The organism is Paenibacillus sp. AR247 (assembly GCF_002968895.1).
GTDB classification, from domain to species: domain Bacteria; phylum Bacillota; class Bacilli; order Paenibacillales; family Paenibacillaceae; genus Paenibacillus_AQ; species Paenibacillus_AQ favisporus.
Genome location: NZ_PCZT01000009.1, coordinates 568,498 through 587,313, shown reverse-complemented (window position 1 = coordinate 587,313; position 18,816 = coordinate 568,498). Strand labels below are relative to the sequence as shown.

At 52.7% G+C, this 18,816-nt stretch carries 17 protein-coding genes and 4 pseudogenes; 16 read left to right on the top strand and 5 right to left on the bottom strand.

All coding sequences use genetic code 11. The features are described from left to right. From CPT76_RS10735 to CPT76_RS10720, 4 genes and pseudogenes are all read left to right on the top strand, one after another. Positions 1–368, top strand: a pseudogene (locus tag CPT76_RS10735) (acyl-CoA dehydrogenase family protein); the annotation flags it as partial. A 25-nt stretch (positions 369–393) separates the two neighbouring features. Further along, positions 394–2,088 carry a long-chain-fatty-acid--CoA ligase gene (locus CPT76_RS10730; RefSeq protein WP_105442911.1) on the top strand — a complete coding sequence of 565 codons (1,695 nt, stop codon included), beginning with the start codon at positions 394–396 and terminating at the stop codon, positions 2,086–2,088. A 43-nt stretch (positions 2,089–2,131) separates the two neighbouring features. Continuing rightward, complete coding sequence (locus CPT76_RS10725; protein ID WP_105442910.1) at positions 2,132–2,629, top strand: PaaI family thioesterase; 498 nt, start codon at positions 2,132–2,134, stop codon at positions 2,627–2,629. After that, positions 2,607–2,936 (top strand): SCP2 sterol-binding domain-containing protein, encoded by a 330-nt coding sequence (locus tag CPT76_RS10720; protein ID WP_105442909.1) that lies wholly within the window; start codon positions 2,607–2,609, stop codon positions 2,934–2,936. The genes CPT76_RS10725 and CPT76_RS10720 overlap by 23 nt, the downstream gene beginning before the upstream one ends. A gap of 186 nt (positions 2,937–3,122) precedes the next feature. Here the strand turns inward: CPT76_RS10720 and CPT76_RS10715 are convergent, their stop codons facing one another. Beyond that, positions 3,123–3,977 (bottom strand): SDR family oxidoreductase, encoded by an 855-nt coding sequence (locus CPT76_RS10715; RefSeq protein ID WP_105442908.1) that lies wholly within the window; start codon positions 3,975–3,977, stop codon positions 3,123–3,125. A gap of 642 nt (positions 3,978–4,619) precedes the next feature. Between CPT76_RS10715 and CPT76_RS10710 the strand changes: the two genes are divergently transcribed. The 3 genes from CPT76_RS10710 to CPT76_RS10700 all read left to right on the top strand — a co-directional run bounded on the left by CPT76_RS10710 (position 4,620) and on the right by CPT76_RS10700 (position 9,187). Next, positions 4,620–7,142: an Ig-like domain-containing protein gene (locus CPT76_RS10710; RefSeq protein WP_105442907.1), complete on the top strand. Its 2,523-nt coding sequence runs from the start codon at positions 4,620–4,622 to the stop codon at positions 7,140–7,142. Positions 7,143–7,422: 280 nt separating this feature from the next. Beyond that, complete coding sequence (locus CPT76_RS10705; protein WP_105442906.1) at positions 7,423–8,715, top strand: sulfatase-like hydrolase/transferase; 1,293 nt, start codon at positions 7,423–7,425, stop codon at positions 8,713–8,715. 148 nt (positions 8,716–8,863) lie between these two features. Next, a complete protein-coding gene (locus CPT76_RS10700; RefSeq protein ID WP_105442905.1) occupies positions 8,864–9,187 on the top strand; it encodes a 2Fe-2S iron-sulfur cluster-binding protein in 324 nt (107 codons plus the stop codon). Positions 9,188–9,263: 76 nt separating this feature from the next. Here CPT76_RS10700 and CPT76_RS39410 read toward each other — a convergent pair. Continuing rightward, positions 9,264–10,619 (bottom strand): annotated as a pseudogene (locus CPT76_RS39410) (lytic polysaccharide monooxygenase). Between the two features lie 453 nt (positions 10,620–11,072). On the opposite strand from CPT76_RS39410, the gene CPT76_RS10690 reads away from it, so the two are divergent. The 7 genes and pseudogenes from CPT76_RS10690 to CPT76_RS42020 all read left to right on the top strand — a co-directional run bounded on the left by CPT76_RS10690 (position 11,073) and on the right by CPT76_RS42020 (position 15,185). Beyond that, a complete protein-coding gene (locus CPT76_RS10690) occupies positions 11,073–11,696 on the top strand; it encodes an FMN-dependent NADH-azoreductase (RefSeq protein ID WP_105442904.1) in 624 nt (207 codons plus the stop codon). Positions 11,697–11,874: 178 nt separating this feature from the next. Then, the gene (locus tag CPT76_RS10685) at positions 11,875–12,489 is read left to right on the top strand and encodes a TetR/AcrR family transcriptional regulator (protein WP_105442903.1); all 615 of its coding nucleotides are present in this window, start codon (positions 11,875–11,877) and stop codon (positions 12,487–12,489) included. Positions 12,490–12,621: 132 nt separating this feature from the next. Continuing rightward, positions 12,622–13,446 (top strand): annotated as a pseudogene (locus tag CPT76_RS10680) (MFS transporter); the annotation flags it as partial. Between the two features lie 23 nt (positions 13,447–13,469). Beyond that, the gene (locus CPT76_RS42470; protein ID WP_483870042.1) at positions 13,470–13,694 is read left to right on the top strand and encodes a hypothetical protein; all 225 of its coding nucleotides are present in this window, start codon (positions 13,470–13,472) and stop codon (positions 13,692–13,694) included. Positions 13,695–13,890: 196 nt separating this feature from the next. After that, positions 13,891–14,379 carry a helix-hairpin-helix domain-containing protein gene (locus CPT76_RS10675; RefSeq protein WP_105442902.1) on the top strand — a complete coding sequence of 163 codons (489 nt, stop codon included), beginning with the start codon at positions 13,891–13,893 and terminating at the stop codon, positions 14,377–14,379. 12 nt (positions 14,380–14,391) lie between these two features. Next, positions 14,392–15,039, top strand: coding sequence for a hypothetical protein (locus tag CPT76_RS10670; RefSeq protein ID WP_105442901.1), 648 nt, complete (start codon positions 14,392–14,394; stop codon positions 15,037–15,039). Continuing rightward, positions 14,955–15,185 (top strand): N-acetyltransferase, encoded by a 231-nt coding sequence (locus CPT76_RS42020; protein WP_374954637.1) that lies wholly within the window; start codon positions 14,955–14,957, stop codon positions 15,183–15,185. The genes CPT76_RS10670 and CPT76_RS42020 overlap by 85 nt, the downstream gene beginning before the upstream one ends. A gap of 31 nt (positions 15,186–15,216) precedes the next feature. Here the strand turns inward: CPT76_RS42020 and CPT76_RS42465 are convergent, their stop codons facing one another. After that, entirely contained in the window at positions 15,217–15,297 is an 81-nt protein-coding gene (locus CPT76_RS42465) for a hypothetical protein (protein WP_483870063.1), read from the bottom strand. A gap of 46 nt (positions 15,298–15,343) precedes the next feature. Continuing rightward, positions 15,344–16,126, bottom strand: a complete 783-nt coding sequence (locus CPT76_RS10660) for a helix-turn-helix transcriptional regulator (RefSeq protein ID WP_308737556.1) — start codon at positions 16,124–16,126, stop codon at positions 15,344–15,346. Positions 16,127–16,199: 73 nt separating this feature from the next. Between CPT76_RS10660 and CPT76_RS10655 the strand changes: the two are divergent. Further along, positions 16,200–16,298 (top strand): annotated as a pseudogene (locus tag CPT76_RS10655) (dihydrofolate reductase family protein); the annotation flags it as partial. 27 nt (positions 16,299–16,325) lie between these two features. Here the strand turns inward: CPT76_RS10655 and CPT76_RS10650 are convergent. Next, on the bottom strand, positions 16,326–17,570 hold the full coding sequence (locus tag CPT76_RS10650; RefSeq protein ID WP_105442899.1) for a nitrate/nitrite transporter: 1,245 nt from the start codon (positions 17,568–17,570) through the stop codon (positions 16,326–16,328). A gap of 410 nt (positions 17,571–17,980) precedes the next feature. On the opposite strand from CPT76_RS10650, the gene CPT76_RS39405 reads away from it, so the two are divergent. Further along, on the top strand, positions 17,981–18,816 hold an 836-nt coding region (locus CPT76_RS39405; protein ID WP_258168619.1), incomplete at its 3' end, for an NAD(P)/FAD-dependent oxidoreductase.

The window sequence follows — 18,816 nt, the reverse complement described above, 5'->3', positions numbered from 1 at the left end:
GCCCAGGCCGTACAGAAATATCAATTGAAGCTCGAGGACGAACGGAAATTCTGAGCCATCTGTCCGATATGATGATTTCCGTCTATGCGATGGAAAGTGCACTGCTGCGTACGCAAAAAATCATCGACCGTTCCGGCGAAGACAAGGCTCGCCTGCCGATCCTGATGACGACCGTATTCGTTCATGACGAATTCAATAAAATCGAAACGTGGGCGAAGGAAGTGCTCGCCGCGATGGAATCGGGCGACACGCTCCGGACACAGCTGTCCGTTCTGAAAAAGCTGACGAGAAAGTCGCCTGTCAATACGCTTGGATTGAAGCGTGAAATCGCTGAAAAGGTCATTACCGCGGAAAAATACGTGCTGTAACAATTCGTGAGATGGGGTGGCCTGGATGTCGAGTAAACCTTGGTTAAATCAGTATCCTAGTGAGGTCCCGCACAGTTACGAGTATCCCAAGCAGAACGTTGCGCAATTTCTAGTGGATTCCGCTTCCCGATATCCAGAGCATATTGCTCTGGATTTCATGGGGAAGAAAATGACATTCCGATCCCTGCTGGTTTCGGTAAACCGGTTTGCGAACGCCCTGCTCCGGCTGGGTGTCCGCAAAGGGGACCGAATCGCCATCATGCTGCCTAACTGCCCGCAGGAGGTCATTGCGTATTACGGTGCGCTCCTTGCGGGCGGCGTGGTAGTCATGACTAACCCGCTGTACGTGCCGCGGGAAATTCAGCATCAGTTATCCGACGCTGACGTCAGCATCATCGTGACGTTGGATGCGCTGGTGCAGCGCGTGGAACAGGCGATGACCCACAGGCCGCTCAGCAAGCTGATCGTCACGTCGGTCAAAGACTATTTGCCTTTTCCGAAAAACATCCTATACCCTCTTGCCGCCAAAAAAGACGGAACAGATGTCTCCGTCACGTATGACGATCGAATCGTATCCTTTACCCGCCTTATGAAACAATCAAGCAGCGACCCGGTCAAGGTAGACATCGATGCGGAACAGGACCTGGCGCTCATCCAGTATACCGGAGGAACGACCGGGTTCGCCAAAGGCGTCATGCTGACGCATATGAACCTGGTAGCCAATACGATTCAATCGCAGCTGTGGTTTTACCGGGCACGGATCGGCCAGGAAAAATACTTGGCTGCGCTGCCTTTTTTTCATGTATTCGGGCTTACGGTGCTGCTTAATCAGGCAGTGTATAATGCCGGAACGCTCATCTTGGTTCCACGTTTTGAAATCAATCAGGTGCTGAAGATCATTGACCGGCGCAAGCCGACGGTGTTTCCCGGGGCGCCGACTATGTATATTGCGGTGATTCACCATCCTGAAGTGCACAAGTACGACCTTTCCTCCATAAATATATGTATCAGCGGAGCGGCTCCGCTGCCCCTGGAGGTACAGGAGCGGTTCGAGGAGGTCACGCGCGGCAAGCTGATCGAAGGTTACGGATTGACCGAAGCGTCCCCGGTTACGCATGCAAACAACATATGGGAGAAACGCAAAAACGGCTCGATCGGTATTCCTTTACCGGATACCGAAGCCCGTGTTGTGCATCCCGAAACGGGTGAAGAGCTGCCGCTTGGCGAAATCGGCGAGCTGGTCGTCCGCGGCCCACAGGTCATGAAGGGATATTGGAACCGGCCGGAAGATACGGAGCGCACTCTCCGGGACGGCTGGCTGTACACCGGGGATCTGGCGAGGATGGATGAAGAGGGCTTTTTTTACATTTTGGACCGGCGCAAAGACCTGATTATCGCCGGTGGTTACAACATCTACCCGAGGGAAATCGAGGAGGTGCTGTTCGAGCATCCGGATGTTGAGGAAGCTGTCGTGGCTGGCGTGAACGACCCTTACCGCGGCGAAAATGTAAAGGCTTACATCGTGCTCCGGAAAGGCTCGTCTGTTACCGAGCAGGAGCTGAAGCAGTGGTGCAAGGAACGGCTGGCTGTGTATAAAGTGCCCAAGATCTACGAGTTTCGCGAGTCGCTGCCCAAGACGCTGGTGGGCAAGGTACTTCGCCGCAAACTGATCGAAGAAGAGAATGAGAAGCTGGTCAATCAGTCGAAGGTCGACCTATAGGGGATGACACACGGCGACGCCAAATGAGAAGGAGGGCAAGGATATGAATCCGGAAACGACGGACAGCTTGAATTTGAACCTGAAGCTGAAGCAGCTGGAGAACGCCGCGAAGCATACCTTCTGGGATTTTATCGGATGCGAACTGATTGAACTTAAAGGCGATCAGGTCGTGGTAGCCTTTGATATTTTGCCCCATCATCTCAATCTCATCGGGATCGTGCACGGCGGCATGCATGCTTCAGCCATCGACTCCGCCATGGGCATACTCATTATGCTGGCCAGGCCGGAAGCCAATGTGGTTACTGTGAATTTGAACATGAACTACGTGGCTTCCACGGGTGAAGGGCGTGTCATCGTGACGGCCGAGATCATCCACAGCTCGCGCAAGCTGATAACAGCCCAGGCCTATGCGCGCAAAGAGAACGGGGATCTGCTTGCCTTCGGCACCGGCACCTTCCGGGTGCTGGAAAGGCATGTCCCTGAAGCGCAAACAGAGAGCGATAAGAGGGGGACGATGGATGAGCGTGGTACAAGAACTTGAAGCGATGGCCGGAAAAATGAACGAACAGCCGGGGGCGCTGGATGGGCTGCACGCCTCCTACCATTTTCATATTAAGGATACAGGGAAACATTTGCAGGTTTATTTCCATGACGGAACCGTGCGGGTTGTAGAGGACGCTTCGGGTGACGCCGACTGCACGCTGACGATGTCCGAGAGCCATCTTCGGAAACTGCTCCGGAACGACTTGAACACGACGATGGCGTACATGACCGGATCGCTTCGGATCGACGGCCGTCTTGGCCTGGCTCTGAAGCTTCAGGAAATCCTGAAGCAGTATCAGGTTTGAATACCTGGTTTACGACATCGATGAGCGCAATAATATAGGCTGCCTTATTCAGAGCAGCCTATTTGTGCTGTTATTTTAGATATAAGAAAGGATAAGCTTCGGAGATTGGGCTTCCTTATATCGCAAGAAAAACTTCCGCTAAATGCGGTCTGGCTTCTTAGTAGGTGCGCCGATAGACGTTTTTTCTTATTTTCCTTTACGGGTTAATTTAGCGAGAGCATCCCATTGTTCCTCAGTGACGGAGCGAAGGTCATTGAATTCGCCCGCCCCCTGCAGCCATTCTCCACCGTCAATGGTGACCACTTCCCCATTAATATATCCCGCATAATCAGAAACCAGGAAGGCAGCCAAGTTCGCCAGCTCCTCTTTGTTCCCGACCCGGCGCAAAGGGACGCGATCGGTCATCTGCTGCTCCAGCTCCGGCGTGGGAGAGAGGCGGGACCATGCGCCTTCGGTTGGAAAGGGTCCGGGGGCGATCGCCACCTGGCGTATCCCGTAATGTGCCCATTCCACCGCAAGGGAACGGGTCAGTGCCAGCACGCCGGCTTTGGCCGCAGCGGATGGAACGACAAAAGCCGATCCGGTTGAAGCATAAGTCGTCACGATATTGAGCATGGTGCCTCCCTGGCCGCGGTCGATCCAGCGTTTGCCGATCTCCAGGGTCGCGTAGAACGTGCCGTGCAGAACGATGTTCAGCACCGCGTCTACGGCTCGAGGGGACAACCTTTCGGTGGGACTGATGAAATTGCCGGCGGCATTGTTGACGAGAATGTCAATCCGGCCGAAATGCCGTTCAACGGCATCCGCCAACTCCGCAATCTGTGCCGGTTCCCGAACGTCGCAAGGAGCATAGAATATTTTGTAACCGCTATCAAGAAATTGTTCGGCTGTCTGCTTCAGCACTTCTTCCCGGCGCCCTGCGATCGCCAGTTTGGCACCAAGCCGCACGAACTTTTCACCCATGGCCCGGCCCAGACCCGTTGCTCCCCCGGTAATCAACACCACTTTGTCCTGTAACAAGTTCTGCGCAAAAGGTCCCATTTCCGATTCCTCCCAAAATATATGCTGGAAAAGAATTCATACTGCTTAACTTCCACTATATCGGAACGGGAAAGCGGTGTATAGAGCAGCCTTTGCTATGTGGGAAAAGGGCACCGATTCGATGTTATAAGTTTCATTACCATCGGCGTACGTGCGGTTGTTCACTGAAGGTTTATCAAGGAACATGAGACATGGCGGTACCCGGCGGGATAATGAAATTCGGGTAGAAAAACCGCGGAAAATCGCTGAAACCCTTTTTATTATTCACATTTTTGTCACATATGGTTCTAAGTGCACCTCCGCCATAATAAGAAGAAGTAAACGCTTCAAACTAACATTCCTCAGCTTGTACCCTTCCTCCTAGCCCTTTTTCCCGTTGCGATGTCAAGGTCATTCACACATTATGTAAAGGAAGTGAAGAGACTTATGGCAATTATGCAGGGGCATGCCCAAAGACGTGCCCGAAACCCGCGAGCTGTTCGTCACGTCGGAATTTGTCTGATCCTCACGGTCGTTCTTTCGGTGTTTGGAATTCCTCCATTGCCTGTCTTTGCTGCGCCTCTCATCGCGATAGACCAGCCTTCTGGCCCCTTGGGGCCGGGATTGTCCCGTATTTCCGGAACGTTTTCAGGAGTGTATGACGTGGAGCTCGCCGTAGGCGGCAATTCGCTCGTCAGTGCCCACATGGATGATCCGGAAGCGGACGGCAGCGGAAGCTGGTATGCCGACGTCGATTTTTCCAAGTACGACGGTCCGGTAGAACTGGCGGCTAGGGGAAAAGACAGCGTGACCCGCTATGTGGCCTGGTCTCCCTATATGTCGGTGGAGGTAAATAATCCGGGGGCCTCGCTCCCACAAGTGCAGATTACAAGCCCAGGCGAAACGAGCCCCGTGAAGGGGAGTGTCAATGTCCTCATTCAAGCAGGGGGCAAAAACCCGGTCAGCAACGTGCAAATACGGATTAACGGTGGAGAGTGGAAGGATGCGCCTCCTAAAGGATCAGGATACCAATTCAAGTGGAAGACAGCGGCTTATGCTGGACGGGTCAATAGCCTTGAAGCGAAAGCCGTGGATTCAAACGGAAATACAGGATACAGCAGCGCAAAATATGTGAAAGTCGTGAACGTATACAGCCAAGCAACGCTGCAGGAGGACCAGCAGGAGCAAGAGGGCTGGACAGAGCAGGATGCCCAGAATGATCAAGATGTTCAAACCAATCAAAATATTCAACAGAATGCCGAAACGGAACTGAATGTCCAGAAAGACCAGAGTGCTCAAATCGATCAAGATGTCCAAGCGCTGCAAAATAACGAAACTGCACAGGATGACTCAACGACACAGGATGTCTCAACTGTACAGGATGTCTCAACGGAACAGAATGCTTTAGCGGTACAAGATAACTTAACAGAACAAGATGTACCCCAAGCTCAAGATGCCCCAACAACTCAAGATGTCACCACGGCACAAGATGAGATGACGGCCCCTCTCTCGGAAGATACAGTTAATGAAGTGAATCCGGATGAGGGGATGCAAATGAAAGCGAATTTTGGTTCCACGGAGGCTGAAGCAGCATCCAGTCCGACGACCGTTACCCAGCAGGTGTACGGCCAGGATCGGGCCATGTGGATCTGGGAAAATGAATCCTATCCCTTGATCATGAACCCGGGTTCCCGTAATGTGCTGGATGCTATGGCATCCGACACGTCGACGTTCGGTCAGAGACCGATCCGGACGCTGTACCTGGCGGTCGGACCCTATTTCGGCATGCGAATGCTGGAGGACAAACGGCCGGAGGTCAGGGATTTCGTCGGCTGGGCTCATGATAAGGGCTACCAGGTGCAGGCTTTGATCGCCGGCGGTACGACGCCGCCCTATTTCGGGGCCTATGCCCGTTACCGGACCCAGGCGGTGGCCGAGTTCGAAGGTATCCTGAATTACAATTTATCCTCGGATCCAAGGGAGAGATTCGACGGTGTAAACATTGATACGGAGCCTTACAGCCTCGGTGATTTTAAAAGCGCAAAACCTTCGGTTCAGGTGCAGTACCTTGACATGCTCAAGGCATTGATGGATCGCAAGCAGGCTTCCGGCCTGGACCTGCAGGTCGGGGCCGCCATCCCGCGCTGGTTCGACACATCGGTGGACGCCAGCAGCATCTCGTGGAACGGCTCGGTCAAATGGATGTCCCAGCACGTTCAGGATACGCTCGATTACATTTCGATCATGGACTACCGGGATCAGGCGGACGGCAGTGCAGGGATCATTGAACAAGCACGCGGAGAAATCGACTATGCGAATCAGATCGGCAAGCCGAATTCGGTCGTCATTGGCGTGGAAACGATCGATGTCGCCGACGGCGGCGATCCGGAGGCTATCAGCTTCTATGAGGAAGGCCGCACCTACATGGAGTCGGAACTGAACAAAGTGTACGCCGCTTTTGAAGGAGATCCTGCCTTCGGAGGGATCGCGCTCCATCATTACGGCAACCTGAGAGTATTCCCGTCTGCATGGGGGCCGGGAGGCGTGTTCTGGCAGCCGCCGCAGGACAGCGAACCACCTTCAGCTGTTACGGGCACTCCGCAGGCAGCCGCCTTTGATTATCAGCGGGTCGATATCACCTACGGACCGGCGTCCGACAACGCCACCGTGAAAGAGTACCGCATTTATCGCGGTACGGATGCGCAGTTTGAACCGGATCCAGCCCACCTTGCCGGTATATCTAACAAACTGAACTTCCGCGACGTCGGGCTGCTGCCGGATACGACATATGTCTATAAGGTAACGGCCGTCGATTCCTCCGGTAATGAAGGGCCTGCAAGCCAGCCGTTCTCCGCAACGACGGGTCCTACCGATCTGAAGCCGATGATCGTGGGGCAAATGCAGGTCACATACGACGGGACCAAGGCGACCGTATCCCTGCAGGTCGTCGACAAAGAGACGGGAGCCGGGCTTCAGGCAACGGTTTACGGCCGGTTTACCTCTATGGGCGGAAAATATGTCGGTGGCGCCACGACAGCGACAGGTACGTACACCGCTTCATCCGAAGCGATCAATGCGGCTGCGGGTAAAGCCGGCTTTGCGGCCCGCAGAATCCTGGCGCCCGGGTACTACTGGGCACAAGCTTATGATTCCCCCGACGGCCGATTCACGGAGTGGGGAGGATGACGCCGAGCTCGCAAAGGTAACGAGATCGATATGATCCAGATGGCTGGTATAACGAGAGGGCGCAGTGTTTGTTCTGCGTCCCTTTTTTCGCATCATACGAAGCCCCATTTCTGTAAAGAAAATAGACACTCAATGATTTCGCTTCAAATATAAAGTGTACGAGAGATCACCTCACAAAAGCTTAAAAATCACACTTCGGCAAGGGATCTCACATTCTGTGGCGAAGGAGTAAGAAGGAGCGGAATGCATCCTAAAACTACATAAAAGGTGTGACTCAACTTTGACGAGACCGAATGTGATTGTGATTTACTGTGACGATTTGGGATACGGTGACTTGGGCTGCTACGGCTCCGATGCGATTCGCACGCCGCACTTGGATGCGCTTGCACAAGATGGGGCGCGTTTCACTAACTGGTACTCGAACTCACCGGTATGTTCACCGTCCCGGGCAGCCTTGCTGACGGGAAAGTATCCTGCAAAAACAGGTGTCAGCCATATTTTAGGAGGAAAGAGGGGGACGGGCGGATTAAAGGCCGACACCAAAACCCTTGCACAACACCTTAAAGAACATGGCTACCGGACAGCTTTATTCGGGAAATGGCATCTTGGATCCGCAGCGGACACCAAGCCCAATGCCAAAGGATTTGATGAATATTTCGGCTTCCAAGCCGGTTGCGTGGACTATTATTCCCACATTTTTTACTGGGGAATGCCGAGTGTGAATCCTGTGCACGATTTATGGAGCAACGACGAAGAGGTTTGGCGGGACGGCGAGTATCTGACGCATCTGATCACCGACAAATCCGTCGATTTTATCGAGGCAAGCCGGGCTGCCGACAAGCCGTTTTTCCTGTATGCCGCTTATAATGCGCCTCATTACCCGATGCATGCGCCGGAAAAATACATGAAGCGCTACAGTCACCTCCCAAGGGACCGTCAGCTGATGGCAGCCATGATCTCGGCTGTTGATGACGGAGTCGGCGATATTGTGGCAGCGCTTAAACGGGTGGGGGCGTACGAAAACACCATTATTTTCTTCTCGAGCGACAATGGACCGTCTTCGGAGTCGCGCAATTACCTGGACGGAACAGAGGATGTGTACTATGGCGGAAGCGCCGGAATCTTCCGCGGACATAAAGGCAGCCTGTTCGAAGGCGGGATTCGGGAACCGGCCATCCTCGTATATCCATCCATAATCGCTCCAGGACAGACGAAGGATGATGTCGGCATGATGGCCGATATCTTGCCAACCGTGATGGATCTCGCTGGTCTCCCCGTACCCTTGGCGGAAGAGATCGACGGAAGCAGCATCGTGCCGATGCTGACGCAAGGGGCAGGCACTCCACATCAGCAAATATGCTGGGAGTACGGCAGCCAGCTTGCGATTCGGGAGGGCAAATGGAAGCTTGTGCTTGGCGGCAAGCTCGACTTTGACCGCACCCAGCCGGACGACGTTCATTTGTCGGATTTGGAGGCGGACCCGGGCGAGCGGGTCAATCTGAAGGACGAGTTCCCGGAGATTGCGCAGCGATTGGAAAAAGATGTCCGGCAATGGTATGCCACGCTTCTGTAGTTCTTCCTTGGGGTAATGAAACGTAAAGGATGCATCCGGGACAAAGTTCTCATTGTATTCGGACTTGAGATCAGAAATAATAGAAGGCTGGAGCTGTCATCTAGCAATGCCAGTTCATTAGATCCAAATCATAAAAGGAGTTGATCGTATGCCAACAATTCAAGTGGAAGGCAGAGAAGCGATTAGAGCAGAGGAAGGGCAGAAGCTAGTCCTGGCCCTGGAGGACAACGGGGTGGATATTTTGCACCGGTGCGGAGGAAATGCCAGATGCACGACCTGCCGGGTGGAAGTGTTGGAAGGCGATGCTGGCCCTGTCGGGGAAGCCGAAGCAGCCATTCTTACCACCAAAGGAATTCACGAGCCGAATGTCCGTCTGTCCTGCCAAATTCGGGTACATAACGACCTGACGGTCAAACCTGTAATGACGGTATCTGATTCCGGGATGGATCCTGGTAAAAGACCAGTAGACTAAGGTAATCCGGTCGAAACAGCCACAAAATAAAACGGCTTTCTTTCCGCCAAATTCCGGGGAGAAAGCCGTTTTTCCGTTATTTTAACAGCCAGAGCGCCGGAACGTTCGGCGGTTCCCAGCCTGTCAGCGAGGTATGGGCCTGCCGGCATTCATAGGTCGCTCCGTTATAGGTAACGAGCGTGCCTGGTGTGTAGGCAACATTGGGTGCCCATGCAGCTGCGGATGAGGACGAAGCCGTCTTAGCGGTTACCGCATTGCTGGCGGACGATTCATTTCCCGCCGCATCCACGGCGCGAACGGTAAATGTATAAGACGTGTCGGCCGCGAGTCCGCTGGCCGTGTAGGTCAGCGTTGTGCCGGATACGGTGCCTGCCAGCGTGCTTCCATTGTAGACCCGGTAACCGGTTACGCCAATGTTATCCGTCGAAGCCGCCCATTTCAATTTAACCGTTCCCGAAGTTGGTGTACCGTCAACCTGCAGACCTGTTGGAGCGGAAGGTGCCTGGGTGTCCGGTGGATTTGTGCCTGATGTGGTGAATGTTACGGCACTGCTGGCATCCGAAGTGTTACCCGNAGCGTCTACAGTCCGAACCGTAACGAATAGGATGTATTGGGTATAAGTCCGGTGACCTGATAACTGAGAACAGAACCTCCCGTTGTTGCAACAAGCGTGCCTCCGTTGTAGACCTTGTAGCTTGTCACGCCGACATTATCGCTCGAAGCCCCCCAGGTTAGTGTTGCTCCTGTTGACGTAATGGCAGAAGCCTTCAAGCTGGAAGGCGCCGAGGGTGCCGTGGTATCCGGAGTGCCGCTGCCGCCGCCGAAGTCCACATCAATGACATTGTAGAAGGCGTTGGCGGTGTCCGCGATTTCCCAAACGGCGAGGATCACCTGATATCCGGTGCGGCTGGGGACATTACAGGTGCTGGTATAAGTTGCTCCAGGCTGCACACCGTTATAATTTTCCGAACAGAATGGAGTCAGGTCAAAAGAATCTCTTGTGAGCGGCGCATTGGGATTCCAGTTCTGCTTCGTGATGTAATATTTCCAGCTGGTCGTCGCGTGTCTCGCCGTCAGAGTCCAGCTAAAGGTATTTGTGCCTGGAGAGAGGTTAACCTTGCTCCAGCGGGCCTGAGATTGTTCATCCAGCGTTGGAAAAGCTCCGTTGGCGCTGGCGATTTTACCGTCTGCCGGGCCTGCGGCAGGAAAGCCCTTCGGAGCTTCCAAGCTTTGAGGCTCATAGACAATCGGGCCGCAATTGGTGTTGGCACCCGTTTTGCATAAGTAAGCGCGGCTGCCGGGGGACTGGGACATAACCATGCGCGGAAGCACGCTCCACAATCATCAACGTGCACAGCAGCGTGATCAAAGCTAAACTGCCTGCGAACAGCCATTTAAGCACTCCATGCTGTCGTAACCGAATCGTAGTCATCCAAATTTCCTCCTCTAATCCGAATATGAAAACAACATGTGTCGTTCTGGCTGCAGATACCGCTTTGGCCGTCCCACCCCCTTATAAGAAAATACATTCAACTTGCTTGGCCAGGGCCGACCTTGTGATCGGTCAGCTTTCGGAATGTTGGTTATATAAACTCGGCAGGCGAGCTTATATCGGAACATGAATGTCGATTTTTAATCAAGAAAATACATAAAAAATCAATATTTAGTAATAATTAGTATCGTTTAACACAACGATAAACCAATTAAGCCTCCCTCTCAATAATAAAAAACAACGATTTAGGTAGTGTTTGAGTGAATCGTTTCCGTCCATTCATAAAAAATTGCGAAGTGCGGAAACCTAATCTAGTCCGCAGTGTATTCATCTCCGAACTCATGCGCTTAATTTTTTTGAAACCTATATTGTTAATGGAGGCCGCACAACAACATGTCCAATGTGTTAATGATCAAAGCGAATGACCGTCCGTTAGAGCAATCGGTTACGGTTCAAATGTATGAAACGTTCGTCAAAACGTACCGGGACACCCATCCGGGTGACGTGGTTACCGAGTTGGATTTGTTCGCTTTGAACCTGCCGAATTATGGGAACACGGCACTTACCGCTCTCTTCAAACGCAGCCAGGGACAGGAATTGACGCCAGAGGAGACGAATATCGCCGATTTGGTCCGTGTTCATATCGATCAGTTTCTCGCCTCCGACAGGGTGGTCATCGCGTTCCCACTATGGAACTACGCTGCGCCTGCACCGCTGATTACGTATCTGTCCTATTTGGCCCAAGCCGGAACCATGTTCCGATACACACCCGAAGGCCCCGTCGGTCTAGCCGGGGGGCGTAAAGTGGTTCTGCTGAATGCCCGGGGCGGCATTTACTCTACCGAGGACATGGCTCCTTTTGAAGGCGCGATCCGGTTCGTAAAATCCAACTTGATGCTGTGGGGAATTACGCCGGAAGAAATCATTATCGAGGGACATAACCAGATGCCTGCCGAAGCAAAGAACATTATTCAAAAGGGACTGGATCAAACAGCAAAATACGCTGTAACGTTTTAAACGAGTATAAAGAAAGCATTTCGGCTGTACGTCAGTCGGAATGCTTTTTTGTATTTTCTTCGGCAAAGGTTAAGGCAACCCACATTTTTCATAAAAAAATGAGTTGACAGAAAGCGCATTTCATCGACTATAATATGTAGACCGTTCGTTATAATTTTGAAAGGAGGTCATAAGCGCGATGACGGAAAAGCCCAATTCCCGTGAATCCATCGTGGAGACGGCAACACGGCTTTTTGCCAAACAGGGCTATCACGGAACGGGATTAAACCAAATTATCAAGGAAAGCCATTGTCCAAAAGGCTCACTGTATTATTATTTCCCAGAGGGTAAGGAGGAGCTTGCCCAAGAATGTATTTTACGGATTAAAAGCGCGGTATCCGACAAGTGGGAAGAGGCTTTTAACCGGTTCGACGATCCGTCTCAGGCCATTCAGCACTGTATCGATGTGATTGCGGCCGATGCCAGAGCCACCAATTTCGAAGGGTTTATCCCGCTCAGCTTCTGGAATGCGGTAGAAACCTCCTGCATCAGCAACTCCCTGAGGGAGGCTTGTCAAGGCGTGCTTCAGGAGTGGGAGAGAGTCCTGACCACACGGCTGCAGGATGCCGGGGTAGAGCTGTCCCGTTCACAGGAAGCCGCGACAGTCATCCTTTCATTGCTCGAAGGATCGCTGCTGATTGCCCAGACGAACAAGGATACGGGACCGATATTCCTTGCTTCCAAATACGTCGGCATATTGCTGGACCGCCTTTTGGCCAAAAATACATCGGATGAAGCGCATAAAGAAAAATAAGACCGATTTAATAGAGAGATTACAGATATTAGAGAAAATAGATAGAGACATAGAGAGAGATAAGAGAGACATTGGACATATGACAGGAGGATGGGATTTGTGGAAGCAGCCGTACAGCATACGCAAGCTCAAATGCAAACGGAGAAAAAGTTTAAAGTTTTACCGATCATGATTTCGCTGCTCATTGCCGGATTTATCGGCATGTTCAGTGAAACGGCGCTGAATATCGCGCTTAGTGATTTGATGCAGGTCATGCATATCACGCCTTCAACAGCACAATGGCTGACAACCGGATACCTGCTGACCTTGGGCATTCTTGTCCCGGTGTCGGGATTGCTGCTGCAGTGGTTTACCACAAGGCAGCTATTTATTACCGCGCTCAGCTTTTCGATTGTAGGGACCCTGATTGCGGCGCTTGCGCCATCGTTTGAGTTTCTGATGGTGGCCCGCGTCGTGCAGGCGATTGGTACCGGCATCATGCTGCCGCTGATGTTTAATACGATTTTGGTCATTTTTCCGCCGGAGAAGCGGGGAGGCGCGATGGGAATCATCGGGCTGGTCATCATGTTTGCGCCGGCGATCGGACCGACGATCGCGGGTCTGTTGATCGAAAACCTCAGCTGGCACTGGATTTTCTGGCTGTCGCTGCCGTTTTTGATTCTGGCTCTGGTGTTCGGCATTGCGTTTATGCAAAATGTGTCCAGCATCACCAAGCCGAAGATTGACCTGTTGTCCATCGTGCTGTCCACGATCGGATTCGGGGGCATCGTATTCGGCTTCAGCAGCGCGGGCGAAGGCAGCGGGGGATGGACGAGCACCAAAGTGATTGTGTCGCTGGTCATCGGCGTGGTCGGCTTGCTGCTGTTCGGATGGCGCCAGTTGTCGATGAAGCAGCCGATGATTAACCTGCGCGCTTTTAAATACCCGATGTTTTCGGTTGGCGTGGTCTTGATCTTTACTACCCGGACGGCACAGCCATCATGAACACGTTGCAGCAGGTAGCCGGTGCCATCGGCACAGCACTTGCTGTCAGCGTGATGTCGGCAGGCCAGGAGCATTTCGCCGAAGCGCATCCCGGCGGCAATCCGCTTGATGCGTTAACTGCGGGGGTTTCGAATGCGTTTATGTTCGGGATGATTATCGCAGTCATCGGATTTGTGATTGCACTGTTCATCAAGCGTGTACCCGTGAATCATCAGAAATGACAATAGAGAACAAAGCCTGGTATCGGTTGATACCGGGCTTTGTTTATATTTGAGGAATTGCTAAGCTTTAGCGGGATGCCGTCAGAAAAATTGTCGCCCCAAGCTTCCTGGTATATAATGGGGTTCCAGTGGAGGTCCAACCGAGGTTCATTGACGGATCTGCCTGAATCGATAGTCCATTCATGAGGTGATAGCCTTGAAGCAAACACCACCCAAGCTCCCGCTGACCCCTAAGGAACGAGCCCATTTAAGAGCCTTTAAAGTGAAACTGACCGATATTGCCACCCTCGATACTGTACAGTTATCGCAAATGCTGGAAATCACCCGTGAACGCGCCAACATGCTAAAGGGGCTGGCCATGTTTCAATCCGTGCCCTCGATTGGCCCGAAAGTGGCCGCAAGGGTGGTTGACATGGGATACTACTCGCTGGATGAGATTAAAGACCTGGACGGTGCGGACTTCATAGACAGAATGGAGGTACATCTCGGATACTGGGAGGATCCTTGCCTGGAGGATGCTCTTCGCTGTCTGGTGCATCATGCCAACCATCCGGGCAGCGAGCGGGAATGGCCTGATTTTACCGAAGAAAGGAAAAGATACCGGGAGCAATACGGATATCCGGTAACAAGGCCTGCAGCAGCCTGGTACGAGCACCGGGGGAATGAGGCAACCCGGAACAAGTAAGGGGGAATAGGTTTGATTCAGCAAAAGATTCATCATAAAGTAAACGATATCGAGGAAATAGAGCTGGAACTGACCCGGTTTAACGCAGGGCGGGCGCTTTCCTCGCAAGACAAGCTTCTGGAAGAAATTCGAATCGGCGGTGCCCGGCTGCTAATTGAAGCTACCGGTCCGGATTCGCTCTACTACAATCGGGTGAAAGGATTCGGAATCGTGGATCTGGAGCATTTGGACCAAATTGTCAGCGAATACGAGCAAAGAAATGCCAGTCCTTGTTTTGATATGGCACCAACCCGGCTGAACGAGCAGGTTGCGCTGGCATTGCACCGCAAGGGATTTCTGCCCACGGATCAGTTGTCATTTTTGGAGGCCGAGCCGGTTGAGGCTGCAATAGTGCATTCGGGCATCACCATTGAACCGCTGGACGAAGGCAATGTCGACGTTTTGCTGGAGGCCGTCAGTGAGCTGATGGGAGGCGTTCCAGCTGATATTTTGGCGAGAAAAAACGGTACTTTACTCTCCCTGTTTTTCGGAATTACCTCGCCTACTCGGATGGCCAGCTGGCCGGGATCGGATCGATGTTCATCCATACGGGAAAAGGCTATTTGGCCAACGATTATACCTTGCCCGCGTTTAGGGGCAGAGGATGCCAGACGGCGCTGATCCGTCATCGGTTGTCAGAGGCGAAGCGGACAGGCCTGTCGATAGTGTACACGGATGTGGAGTTCGGCTCTCCAAGTCATAACCATATGCTGGTCCAAGGGTTTAGGCATGTGTATACCAATTCCTTTTGGGTCAGAGACCAGTAAAAAACACTCCCTGCGGGGAGTGTTTTTTTGCCTACTCCTTGTACTGGTTTATGCTGTCTTGCAGCAGCTGGAGCACCAAATCCCTCAGCCGGGCCGGCGATACAACCTGCACATCCGGGCCAAATCGGAGCAACCTCCGGGCCGTAAACGGGAACTCCTCAAGCGGAACCGGGCCGGCTCCACTGTCCGTCCGCAGCCGTACTGCAAAATACGGGTCGGTCTTTGGCAAGCCGCATACCAAAAGGGGTAAACCGCAGCACCACCTCGGCTTTGTCACGCTCATCAGTTGACTGCATCCACTCCGCTAGGGACGGCACATCCGGATCGATTGCACCGGTTTTCTCCACATGCTGGATCCGGTCCACGCGAAAAAGGAGCGTCTTCTCCGGGTTTCGCGCAGGCATATACCAATAGCCATTCTCAAAATAAATGCCAAAGGGGTACACGTTGTGATCCTTATCGCCTTTGGCAGACTTATACACAATCCGGATTTCCTGTTTGGCGATCGAAGCTTCTAAAATTTCCGTCGTCCAAGGTGCAGGCTCATGCAGCTGCATCAATCGGAAAGAAATATGGCTGCGCATCTGATCGATGTTCGTCTGTACGTCGGAAGGCAGGGACCCGTAATATTGCACGGCCAAGTGGGAGCGGATCGCGTCAAAAGGGAAATCGGGCACCTTCTCCAGCATTTCGAGCATCAGAAACAAACCGAGCGCCTCGGTTCGGGTCAGCTGCAGCGGCGGCAGAATCCTGTTCTCCAGCGCGCGGTATCCGCCATGAGCCCCTTGTTCGCTGTACAGCGGAAAGCCGATTTGCTGAAGGTAATCCAGGTCGCGCTGGATGGTCCGGACCGAAACGTTAAAACGCTCGGCCAATTCGCGGGCCGTAAACTTCTTCCTTGAGTCGATGATCCGCATCATGGCTAATCTCCGCTCATTCATGATATCCTCCTAATCACGTCAATTTATGTCGTAGTTACATTGTAACATATGAATAGAAGGGAGCGATAAAAACATGGAAAGCTCGAAAGTAGTGCTGTATCTCGCGGTTAGTCTGGACGGTTATATTACGCGTTCCGACGGATCGGTGGACTGGCTGTTTGACGTTGAAGGCGCTTGGTTATACGTCAGCGATCTTGAATTACGATTTAAATTCGGCATTCACCGGATCCGTTATTAGCTTCTTTGCGGAAGACGCAGCAAACCAGGTTTTCTTCCATTGGCCTTTTGCTGCCAACACCACCAGCACACTTGCTAAGGCCACACCGCTCAGAATCAGAAACCCGGGCGTGTACGACCCGGTAGACTCGTACAATCCGCCGAGCACAAGCGGCAGCAGATAACCGCCGAACCCGCCGGCAGCACCGACGATGCCTGTAACAATGCCGATCTCATCACGAAAACGCTGGGGCACAAGCTGGAAGACCGAGCCGTTGCCGGCACCCAGGCACATCATGCCGGCAAAAAGAAGGATGGAGATCACGTACAGCGGCGGCAGCGAGGAGACGCAGGCGAGCATGATGGCTGCCCCGGTATACAGGATGAGCAGCATGCGGACGCCACCGATCCGATCGGACAAATACCCGCCCACCGGACGGAAGAGGCTGCCGGCGATGACGCATACGGTCGTAAAATCGGCGGCATGCACAGCCGAAAGATTATATTGCGTATGAAAAAAGATCGTCAGGTAATTGGTCAGACCGACAAAACCGCCGAACGTAACACAGTACAGCCAGCAAAATAGCCAAGTATCCTTTTGCTTTAACACCGAGCCGTACTCGGACAATTTTTTGGGGGCAGGCTGGTTGGGGCTGTCTTTGGCAAAAATGCTGAAGAATATAAACACGATGACGATCGGGATCAAGGCGATGCCAAATACGGCTTCCCACCCTCCAAAATGCTGTGCCAGCCGGTTCGCGAACAGCGTGCTCAGCACCGTGCCGCTGTTCCCGGCTCCGGCGATGCCCATCGCCAGGCCTTGATACTGCGGCGGATACCAGCGGCTGGCGAGCGGAAGCGCAGCCGAGAACGAAGCCCCGGCAATGCCGAGCAGCAGGGCGATGACGTGCAGCTCGCCGAGCGAGTCCACGAAACGCCAGCCCCAGATCAGCGGCACCATCGTCAGCAGCATTCCGAGCTGTCCGGTGCGCTTCGGCCCGATATAATCGGTCAGGAAACCGAGGACCAGCCTTAATACCGAACCACCCAGCACCGGCAGCGCGACCAGGTTCGCTTTTTGGGACGCGGTCATCGGATAGTCCTCCATCATAATGACGCTTAGCGGCCCGAGGAGCACCCAAATCATAAAGCTGATGTCAAAATAGAAAAATGCGCTGAATAAAGACGGTTTATGCCCACTTTTCCAAAACGTCGTGCCTTCTTTCATCTCCATCTCCTCCATATCTTATATCGAATACAAAACAAAAAGCCGCAGATTGCCCATAAACGGACAACCAGCGGCCTCATTGCCATGGGAAGTATTCTTCCCGGATGAAAGATCACGTCTTTGTGATTTCGAAATGAATTATAGTGGAATGTAAAATGCGTGTCAATAAACTATACATAATTTTTGTTATCGGGACATGATTCATCGTTATTTTGGTGAATATTAGAATGTCGTGTAATATATGTTGACATTAATTTCATTTTCGATTATGCTCAGTTCAAATCCATTATCCGGTACAACGGTGTACCTGTTGGCTAACTGGCAATGACGCCCGTTCTCTTGATCTCCAAGGGACGGGTTTTTTCATTTTTAGGCCTGGCCTACACAGTTTTTTAGCGGAGGTGACTGCAATGGGGAAGCCCAGGCTTGTCGTAGTCGGCAACGGGATGGCAGGGATGAGATGCGTGGAGCATATATGCGATTTTGCACCCGACCGGTATGAGATCACCGTGTTCGGAAATGAGCCCCATCCCAATTACAACCGAATCATGCTGTCGAAAGTGCTCCAAGGCGGAACAAATGTAGATGATATTATGATCCATGATTGGGATTGGTATAGAGAACGGGGGATTTCCCTGTATACAGGAGAAACTGTACTTCGCGCCGATCCCGACCTGCAGCGGATTTACACGGAATCCGGGCGTGTGGAGCCTTATGACCGGCTGATTATTGCGACCGGCTCCTCGGCCTTTATGCCCAAAATCCCAGGCATTCACAAGCCGGGAGTGACGGCTTTCCGGAATATCGCGGATTGTGAGCGGATGATGGAAGCTTCTCGAACATATAAGCATGCAGCTGTAATCGGCGGAGGACTGCTCGGATTGGAAGCGGCAAGGGGACTGCTAAACCTCGGCATGGAGGTCGATGTCATCCATAACGCTTTGTATCTGATGAACCGGCAGCTGGATGCCTCCGCAGCGGAGATGCTGAAGCGGGAGCTGACCCAGCAGGGGATGCGCTTTTTGGTTGAAAAACGTACGGAGCGTATTTTCGGCAGAAAGCGTGCGGAAGGCCTGCAGTTCTCTGACGGCAGCCGGCTTGGGGCTGACTTGATCGTTCTGGCTGTGGGCATTCGTCCGAACATTTCCGTAGCGGAAGCCAGCGGTATTCGCACAAACCGGGCGATTGTCGTGGATGATTATATGCAGACGAGTGCCGACCATGTATATGCCGTTGGGGAATGTGC

Coding starts and splice junctions, on each gene's coding strand:
- CPT76_RS10730 (WP_105442911.1), top strand. CDS start 394: ATGTCGAGTAAACCTTGGTTAAATCAGTATCCTAGTGAGGTCCCGCAC.
- CPT76_RS10725 (WP_105442910.1), top strand. CDS start 2,132: ATGAATCCGGAAACGACGGACAGCTTGAATTTGAACCTGAAGCTGAAG.
- CPT76_RS10720 (WP_105442909.1), top strand. CDS start 2,607: ATGAGCGTGGTACAAGAACTTGAAGCGATGGCCGGAAAAATGAACGAA.
- CPT76_RS10715 (WP_105442908.1), bottom strand. CDS start 3,977: ATGGGACCTTTTGCGCAGAACTTGTTACAGGACAAAGTGGTGTTGATT.
- CPT76_RS10700 (WP_105442905.1), top strand. CDS start 8,864: ATGCCAACAATTCAAGTGGAAGGCAGAGAAGCGATTAGAGCAGAGGAA.
- CPT76_RS10690 (WP_105442904.1), top strand. CDS start 11,073: ATGTCCAATGTGTTAATGATCAAAGCGAATGACCGTCCGTTAGAGCAA.
- CPT76_RS10685 (WP_105442903.1), top strand. CDS start 11,875: ATGACGGAAAAGCCCAATTCCCGTGAATCCATCGTGGAGACGGCAACA.
- CPT76_RS42470 (WP_483870042.1), top strand. CDS start 13,470: ATGAACACGTTGCAGCAGGTAGCCGGTGCCATCGGCACAGCACTTGCT.
- CPT76_RS42020 (WP_374954637.1), top strand. CDS start 14,955: ATGTTCATCCATACGGGAAAAGGCTATTTGGCCAACGATTATACCTTG.
- CPT76_RS10660 (WP_308737556.1), bottom strand. CDS start 16,126: ATGAATGAGCGGAGATTAGCCATGATGCGGATCATCGACTCAAGGAAG.
- CPT76_RS10650 (WP_105442899.1), bottom strand. CDS start 17,570: ATGAAAGAAGGCACGACGTTTTGGAAAAGTGGGCATAAACCGTCTTTA.